Below are 8,051 nucleotides of genomic sequence, written 5' to 3'. Positions count from 1 at the left end.
GCTTGCGCTGGTCCGGGTCCAGGGGCGGATAGCCCCGGTGGGGCCTGGGGCAAAGCCCCAGCGCAGCGCCTCCCAAGATGAGACCAATGCACAGAACCAGGGCAAGCCCTGGACCGTTCGTGGAAGAACTGCGCGATGCGCAGTTCTTCCAACAGGCCTGTGGCAAGACCATGGAGGCGTGTCCACGCTGGCGACGGGCACGTTGCCAGTTGAATCCTCAGCGCGCGGTCTTGACGGGCAAGTTCGTCGTTAATCTTGACCTGGCCTGTTCGATGAACTGCGCGTTGCGCAGTTCATCGACCCCGAGTCCAGCGCTTGCGCTGGTCCGGGTCCAGGGGCGGACAGCCCCGGTGGGGTCTGGGGCAAAGCCCCAGCGCAGCGCCTGCCGAGATGCTACCTGTCCTGCCTGGCGCGTGTCATGATCCGGACATGAGCAAGTCTCGGAAAGAGGTCCTCGAGGAGTCCAAGAAGAACGCCGTCAAGGCGGGCGTGGTGACGGCTGGCACGGTGGCGCTGGCTGTAGCGGGCATGCCCATCCTCGCGACCGCCGCTGCGGTCCCGGCGGCCGTGCTCGGCTGGAAGTGGTGGAAGCACCGGGCGGAGAACGGAATTCGTTTCTGAGCGAGCAGTCGCGCGCGACGTCTCCTCAGCGCCCCTTGGGGAGCCGCGCCGTGCTCGTATCGATTCGCTCCCCGTCTTTCGCGCCGCCCGGCGCGTAACGATACAGCTCGGTCACCAAGACCGACGAATCCCCGACGTAAGCCCAGAGCGCCGCGCCATCGGACGCGACGGTGAACCGGGCGCTTCCGAATTCGAGCCGCCAGGGCGCCCATTCTTCGCCGCGAAGGGCGAAGTTTTCGTCGCCGCGCGCGACGATTGTACCGTCGGGCGCGCGGAGCAGGTCCCACGTTCGTTTCGGCAGGTAGGCCGCGATTCGACGGAAGGCCCCGTTTTCGAAGACGGAGACGCCGGCCGCGCCCTTCCAGACGATTCCGAGCTGTGTGTGCATGAGCTCGTCGGAAGGCTCGATGGGGATCATCTGCGATTTGTCCTGAAAAAGGACCTGAATCTTGGGTTTGCCGTCGCAGGACGTCCCGATGAAGAAACGCGCCCCCTCGTGCTTCGGCCAGCCGTAGAGATCACGCATCGGCGCGAGCTTCGAGGCCGGCGGGGGCGAGGCTTCGCACGAGGGGGGCATGTGCGGGCCCGTCGGCTCCTCCCATTCGTTGTCGTACCCCGGGAGCCGCTTCCCCCCGGCGAGCGGCTCGTAATAGTGTGCCTCGCCCCGCGCGCTCGGGTCCCGCACCACGAGATGAAGCTTTCCGTTTTTCTCGACCACCTGTTCGGCGAGGAGGTGGCCTTCGATCCGGTGCTTTTTGAGGGGCTGGAACTTCGTTCCGCGCAGTTCGAAGACGTGAATCCAGTACGGAGAGGGGGGACCCTCGTCATTGCCTTTCTTGGGGCTCCCCTCCACGAGAAGGGCAAACACCTTTCCGCCCGCGAACGAGACCGCCGTCGGCTCCGCGAACGCCCCCGAAAGGACGAACGGCCGCTCGGCTGCGGCGAGCTTCGGTTCGGGCGTCGCAGGCGGCGGGGGCGCGACGCTCGGCGGCGCGTTCGCGACCGGGACCACGGGCGGCTCGGGATCCTCGTACAGCTTGCGCCGGGCGATCCGTGGGGGTTTGGCGTCGAGCTCGAGCCAGTACACGTACGAGCCCGCCACCGCCACCCAATCCGGCTTTTCGCGGTCCGTCGCAATGGCGTACGGCGGACAGGCTCCGTCCTTGGGGACCCGAAAGATCGCGCCGCGGAGGGGAGACGCCCAATACACGAACTGCGCGTCGGTGACGAGCGGCCCTGCGGGAAGCGTCGCGCCGCTCGGATGGGCCGGGACCGCGGGGCCGAGGAGCTGCGCGTCCTTGCCGTCCTTCCCGAGCCGCGCCATCTGCATGCCGCCGAGGTTCGGGTGCCCGTGCAACGCAAAAATCTCGTCCCCGTCCACCGTGAAGCGGCTCCCATCGATCCCGCCGAAGGCATTGCCAATCTTCCCGTTCGACACCTCCACGGCCTCGCCGCCGCCGATCGGCATGCGATGGAGCCCGTCGTAACCCCCCGGGAAATAAACGAACGCTCCGTCCGCTGCGACGCCGCGGTATCCACCGAGCGGGCGCAAGAGCGTTTTTGCGGGCCCTCCTTTTCGTGGCGCCGCGTAAAGACCGCTCGAAATGCCAGTGATGGTCGGGACCGACTCTTCCCGCGTGAACACGACCCGATCGGGCGTCAGGGCAAACCCCGAGATGCACCCTTCCAGCCCCACCGAGGTGACCGGCCCGCCGTTTCGTCCGACGAATCCGACGAGCCCCGCGCAGCCCTGATCGTATCGATTCTCCGCCCGGAACCAAACTTCTCCATTCGATAGGCGGAGCCCCCGGACCGCCGCGTTTTTCGTGACATCCGCGATGAGCGTCTTGCGATCGCCACCATTCAGCGAGGCGCGCACGATGGCGCGCCCGTCGGACCAGACGAGATACGCGCCGTCGGTCGTGAACACCTCGGCGCCCTCGGCCGTGGTGAGCTCCTCGATCGGCGCCGTCGGCGGCGCACACGTATTCGCGACGGGCTTCGGCCGCTTCGGCGGCTTTCGCTCCTCGGGCGGCGGGGCCTTGGCCGTCGCCGCGGCGCGCTCCGTCGGCGGGGCGCTTGGCGGCGCGGGTTCGGCGCCCCCACACGAAACGATCGACGCGGAGGCGAGGAGGAAAGCCGTGGGCCCGAGCGTTCGCATTCCCTTTCGCTACGTGGGCGGCCGCGCACCGTCAAGCCCATTCGGCGCGATCCGCCCGACGAAGGCCTGCACCGCGTCGACGACCGCCTGCGGCTGATCCTTGTGGGGAGAATGGCGACAGGCTTCGAGCTCGACGAGCGTGACGTCCTTCGCTTGCGCGGCGATGCGGTGGATCTGGTCCATCGTCCCGTATTCGTCGTCCACGCCCTGGATCGCCAGGATCGGGCAACGAATGCGGGGCAGGTATTCCTCGATGTTCCACGCGCGGAAATCCGGGTGCAGCCAGATGTCGTTCCAGCCCCAGAAGGCCGCGTCCACGTCTTCGTGATACTTCCCGAGCCGCGCCGGCAGATCCGTGGTCGTATACGCGACCTTCGCCTTTTTGATGCTCCGGATCGAGATATCCTCCACCAGCACGTGCGGCGCCATCACGACGAGGCCCGCGAGCGGGGTCTCGGTGCCGCCGGCGCAGATCAGCGCGATCGAGCCGCCGTCGGAATGCCCGAGCAGGATCGGCCGCTCGATTCCGAGCGTCTCGAGCAGCTCGGGCAGGACGAGCAGCCCCTCGTCGTGCATGTAGCGCGGCAGGCGCGGCAGCCTCGCCGGATCGGACCCGCCATACCCGGCGCGCGAGTACACCACGGCCTCGCATCCGGTGGCATCGGCCACCTTTTGCGGAAACTCGCGCCACATCGCGACCGAGCCAATCCCTTCGTGCAGGAAGACGAGGGAAGGCGCCCCCGCGCGGGGCGCGGCCGAGGGCAAGCGGACGTATTCGAGGCGGGCGCCGTGCAGGGGGATGGTTTTTGATGCAGACATCCGAGGCCGTGAGGATATCCGAGGTCCCCCGGTTGTCGAGGCGTCGAGGGGCGCGCAGAGGTCGTTGGAGGTCAAATCGTGCCTTTGTGATCTTTGGGCTTGAGTTTCTGGACGATCCGAGGGACAAGAAGCGACCCGCGAGCTTCCATGACGCGCCCCTCGATGGCATACGACCCGACAGGGCGCCGTGATCGGAGCCCGCCCGAAGGTCGCGCGCTTCCGCGCGGCGTCGTCGCGGTCCTGCTCGTCCTCGTCTCGCTGGTGGTGAGCTCGCTCGGCCTGGCGCCGGCGCGCACCGGCAGCGCGAGCGCGTCTTCCGCGCTGCGGACCGTGGGCGCGGTCGTCGAGGTCCTGCAGCAGGTCGCGACGCCCGTCCCCGCGCAGACCCGGGTTCGCCCCGTGCCCGAGGGCCCGGGCGATCAAGCCGATCGTCCCTCCCGACCCTCGTCGTCCTCGTGGGCGCGGTTTCGTGGCCCGATTCGCTGGGATACGTCGCTGGATCCCGCCTCGATTGGATGGCCCGCGGGGGTCGTTCGCGCCGAGGCTGCGCGTGTGCTCGCGGGTTCGCCGATCGAGCGGCGCAAATCCTTGGAGCTCCCCGAACGGGCGCTCCGTTCTTCCGATTATCTGGCCGTCAACCCGGCCCGAGGTCCTCCCCACGCCTGAAGGCCGGAGCGAAACGGCGCATTCACGCATCCCCTCGCGTCGCCGCGGCTCCGCCTTCTTCGTTCATCGCCACGGAAACCAAGGCATTTCGCGTCCATCCGCAACGCGGATGGGGCGGCGTTTGTCCTTTCGTCCTCCGATGACGCACGCCCTCGGGACGCGTGTGCTCGGGCGTGTTTTGGCCTTCGTGTGCCCAAAGGGCTTGGGTTCGAGGAAAAGATGTCGACGTTGGTTGCGGTCGTTTTGCGTTCGGAGCTTTTGCTCCTTCTGTTTGCGTCGGTCCCCATGTTTCTGGGTGTGGGGATCCGGCTCGTGGCTGACCGTCTCGGCCGCGCGCTCATCGCGCATCGCGGGGCCGAGCCCCCGACGGGGGCGTGAACCATGGAGTTCATCAAACCCGGACGTCAGTTCGATTTCATGAGCAAGCGCCGGTACTTCATCGGCGGAAGTGTCCTCTTGCTCCTCCTCTCCATCTTCACTTATTTCCGCCCGGGCCTCCGGCTCGGCACGGATTTCCGTGGAGGCACCGAGATCGAGGTCGCGCTCCTGCAGAGCGTCTCCACGACCGAGATCCGGGCCGCCGTGGAGCACGCGGGATTCGAGTCCCCCGAAGTGATCGAAGTGACGAGCCCCGGAACAGCGAACCGGGTGATGATTCGTGTCCTCGAGGTCAACTCGATCTCGGAGGAGCAGAAGCACGCCGTGCGGCAGCACTTCTGCCTCGTGGAGGAGGGCGAGGCGAAGGCGGATCCGCATTGCGCGAGCGCGCTCGTCCCCACCGAGATCCGCTTCAGCCCCGGCGGCGACAAGATCTCGCTCCGCTACGAGAGCGCTCCCGACCTCGCCGCGATCCAAAAGCAGATCGAAGGCATCGAGGGCATCACGCTGCAATCCCCCGAGCGGGGCGTCGTCCTCGCGAACGAGCGCGATCACAAGGTCGAGATCCACCTTCGATCGAAGGGCGATCTGCTCCTCGACGGCCTCCGCCAAGAGCTCGGCACCGACAAGGTCCCCGCGCAGGCGCTCCGTGTCGAGTGGATCGGCCCGAAGGCGGGCGCGCAGCTCCGGGACGCGGCCATCAAGAGCGTCCTCATCGCCATCATCTTCATCATGGCCTACATCGCGTTCCGCTTCGATTTGCGTTTCGCGCCGGGCGGCATCGTCGCGCTCGTCCACGACGTCGGCATCGCGCTCGGGGCCATGGCGATCACCCAGCGCGAGATCACGATCTCCACGGTCGCCGCGATGCTCACGATCGTCGGCTACTCCATCAACGACACGGTGATCGTCTACGACCGCATCCGCGAGAACCTCCCGCGGCACCGCGGCCTCTCGTTCTCGGCGATCATCAACCTCTCCATTTCGGAGATGCTCGGCCGCACGATCATCACGTCGGGCGTGACGGCCCTCTCGATGCTCGCGTTCCTCTGGTGGGGCACGGGCATGATCAAGGACTTCGCTTTCGCGCTGCTCGTCGGCATCGGGGTCGGCACGTATTCGTCGATTTACGTCGCCGCCCCGCTCACGGAGTGGATCGACAAGCGGTTCTTCGGCGGAAGCGCTGTCCAGCAGCGCCGCGTGGTTTCTCGCGCGAAGGTGCAGAAGCGCCCGGACGCGGTCGTATGAAATGGAGACGGGCCCATGGAACAGATTCCCCTCCTCGATGAAATTGCCGTCATTGCCGCGCTCGGGGTGCTCGTCACGGTCATCCTCTCGCGCCTGCGCCTGCCGACCGTGGCGGGCCTGCTCTTCTCGGGCGCCCTCGTCGGGCCGTTCGGCTTCAAGCTCGTCCATTCGATCCACTCGATCGAGATCCTCGCCGAGGTGGGCGTCGTCCTCTTGCTTTTCACGATTGGCCTCGAGTTCTCGCTCGCGCGCCTGAAGAGCATTTTCAAGCAGGTCGCGCTCGGCGGTATTCTGCAGGTGGGTTTGACCACGGGCGTCGTGGCCGGCGTGGCCGCGGCGCTCGGGCAAACCCCGGGGCGGAGCGTCTTTTATGGGTTCGTCTTCGCGCTCTCCAGCACCGCGATCGTGCTCCGCGCCCTCGCGGAGCGGCGCGAGCTCGACGCGCCGCATGGGCGGTTCATCGTCGGCACGTTGATCTTCCAGGACCTCTGCGTCGTGCCGATGGTCCTCATCGTGCCCATGCTCGGGACGGCCGCGCCGGGCGGCGACATGGCCCGCGCGATCGGCGTGGCGCTCGGCAAAGCCGCGGCCCTCGTCATTGCGACCGTCCTCATCGCGCGCCTCGTCGTTCCGCGCGCGCTCCGGTGGGTCGCCGCGGCGCGCAGCCGCGAGGTCTTTCTGCTCGCCGTCCTGGCCCTCTGCGTGGGCACGGCGTGGCTCACGGCGAAAGCGGGTCTCTCGCTCGCGCTCGGCGCCTTCCTCGGCGGCATGGTCGTCGCCGACACCGAATACGGGCACCGCGCCATGGGAGACATGCTGCCGCTGCGAGACGCTTTCGTGAGCGTCTTTTTCGTCTCGCTCGGCATGCTCTTCGACGCGCGGGTGGTGCTGGAGCAGCCGCTCCTCGTGCTGCTCTTGCTCGGCGGGTTCCTCGTGGCGAAGGGGTTTCTCGCGACGATCGCGGCGTTCGCCATGCGTTTCCCGGCGCGGGTCGCGTGGCTCGCGGGCGTCGGACTCGCGCAGTTCGGCGAGTTCGGATTCGTGCTCGCGCGGCTCGGCGAGAGCGCGGGCGTCGTCGACGCGGGTGCGACGCGTCCGCTGCTCGCGGCCGGCATCACGAGCATGTTCCTCACGCCCGTCGTCGTGCGCGTGGCCCCGCATTTGACGGCCGGTGAGCGCCTGCTCTTGCCGCTCGAACGCCTCATCGGCGTGCGCAGCATCGATGAGGCCGACGGGGGCGACGAGCATTCCCTCGCGGGACACGTGGTGATCGTGGGGTACGGCGTCGCGGGCAAGCTCGTCGCGCGCGCGCTCGCCGCGTGCGGGGCGAGGTACGTGGTGCTGGAGCTCAACGCGGAGACGGTGCGCGTCGCGCGCGCGGCCGGCGAGCCGGTTTATTATGGTGACGCGACGAGCGAGGAGGCGCTTGGCCACGCGCACCTCGAAAAAGCCCGCGCGCTCCTGCTCCTCATGAACGACCCGCAAGCCGCCCAGCGCGTCGTGGACACGGCCAAACGCGTCGCGAAGGACGTGCCGATCCTGATGCGGGCGCGATACATGCTCGAAAAGGAGCCGCTCCTCGCCATGGGCGCAACCGACGTGGTCGCCGAGGAGATCGAGGGCGGCGTGGAGATCCTCGCGCGGCTTTTGCGCTGGCTCGAGGTCCCGCGCAACGTCATCGAGGAGCGGATCGACGAGGTGCGCGCTTCCACGCAGACGACCGAGCGAGCCAAGACGATTCCGCGGCGCGCGCTCGGCGAGCATGCGGATCTGGCCGAGTTGAAAATCGAGAGCGCGCTTTTGACCGAGGCGAGCGCCGCCGTCGGGCGATCCGCGGCCGCGCTCGGGGTGCGAGGGCACACGGGCGCGCTCATCGTGGCCCTGCGGCGCGGGGGAAAGCTCCTCGAACAGACGGACCCGAACGAGCCTTTCCTGGCCGGCGACGTCGTGTATCTCGCCGGGGCGGTCGGCTCGGTGAAGAAAGCGCTCGACATGCTGACGCGGCCGCCCTCTCCCTCGGCGCAGCCGGCGGCCGGAGGCGAGCTCTCGCCCTGAACGGTCGATACGAACTCTCGGCGCGCCGGGGATGCCCTCCCAAGGGGGCTACTCGCCACATGGTTTAGCTGGTAAGTTCTGGGGCCCCGCGGGCTTCGTGCGG

6 protein-coding genes are annotated in these 8,051 nt (G+C 68.0%); 4 read left to right on the top strand and 2 right to left on the bottom strand.

Going from position 1 to position 8,051, the window contains the following annotated elements:
* Positions 1–429: 429 nt before the first annotated feature.
* Entirely contained in the window at positions 430–621 is a 192-nt protein-coding gene (locus KEG38_RS51575) for a hypothetical protein (protein WP_272428308.1), read from the top strand.
* A 25-nt stretch (positions 622–646) separates the two neighbouring features.
* On the opposite strand, the gene KEG38_RS51570 is transcribed toward KEG38_RS51575, so the two are convergent.
* Entirely contained in the window at positions 647–2,782 is a 2,136-nt protein-coding gene (locus KEG38_RS51570; RefSeq protein WP_272428307.1) for a TolB-like translocation protein, read from the bottom strand.
* A gap of 9 nt (positions 2,783–2,791) precedes the next feature.
* The gene (locus KEG38_RS51565; RefSeq protein WP_272428306.1) at positions 2,792–3,601 is read right to left on the bottom strand and encodes an alpha/beta fold hydrolase; all 810 of its coding nucleotides are present in this window, start codon (positions 3,599–3,601) and stop codon (positions 2,792–2,794) included.
* 147 nt (positions 3,602–3,748) lie between these two features.
* Here KEG38_RS51565 and KEG38_RS51560 point away from each other — a divergent pair, with 147 nt between their 5' ends.
* From KEG38_RS51560 to KEG38_RS51550, 3 genes are all read left to right on the top strand, one after another.
* Positions 3,749–4,267 (top strand): hypothetical protein, encoded by a 519-nt coding sequence (locus tag KEG38_RS51560; RefSeq protein WP_272428305.1) that lies wholly within the window; start codon positions 3,749–3,751, stop codon positions 4,265–4,267.
* A 381-nt stretch (positions 4,268–4,648) separates the two neighbouring features.
* Positions 4,649–5,893 carry a protein translocase subunit SecF gene (gene secF, locus KEG38_RS51555; RefSeq protein ID WP_272428304.1) on the top strand — a complete coding sequence of 415 codons (1,245 nt, stop codon included), beginning with the start codon at positions 4,649–4,651 and terminating at the stop codon, positions 5,891–5,893.
* Positions 5,894–5,908: 15 nt separating this feature from the next.
* Positions 5,909–7,948 (top strand): monovalent cation:proton antiporter family protein, encoded by a 2,040-nt coding sequence (locus KEG38_RS51550; protein ID WP_272428303.1) that lies wholly within the window; start codon positions 5,909–5,911, stop codon positions 7,946–7,948.
* Positions 7,949–8,051 lie beyond the last annotated feature (103 nt).

It is taken from the genome of Polyangium jinanense (genome assembly GCF_028435265.1).
In the GTDB taxonomy this organism is placed as follows: domain Bacteria; phylum Myxococcota_A; class Polyangia; order Polyangiales; family Polyangiaceae; genus Polyangium; species Polyangium jinanense.
This window is presented reverse-complemented; position numbering and strand designations above follow the sequence as displayed.

Coding starts and splice junctions, on each gene's coding strand:
- KEG38_RS51570 (WP_272428307.1), bottom strand. CDS start 2,782: ATGCGAACGCTCGGGCCCACGGCTTTCCTCCTCGCCTCCGCGTCGATC.
- KEG38_RS51550 (WP_272428303.1), top strand. CDS start 5,909: ATGGAACAGATTCCCCTCCTCGATGAAATTGCCGTCATTGCCGCGCTC.
- KEG38_RS51575 (WP_272428308.1), top strand. CDS start 430: ATGAGCAAGTCTCGGAAAGAGGTCCTCGAGGAGTCCAAGAAGAACGCC.
- KEG38_RS51565 (WP_272428306.1), bottom strand. CDS start 3,601: ATGTCTGCATCAAAAACCATCCCCCTGCACGGCGCCCGCCTCGAATAC.
- KEG38_RS51560 (WP_272428305.1), top strand. CDS start 3,749: ATGACGCGCCCCTCGATGGCATACGACCCGACAGGGCGCCGTGATCGG.
- secF (WP_272428304.1), top strand. CDS start 4,649: ATGGAGTTCATCAAACCCGGACGTCAGTTCGATTTCATGAGCAAGCGC.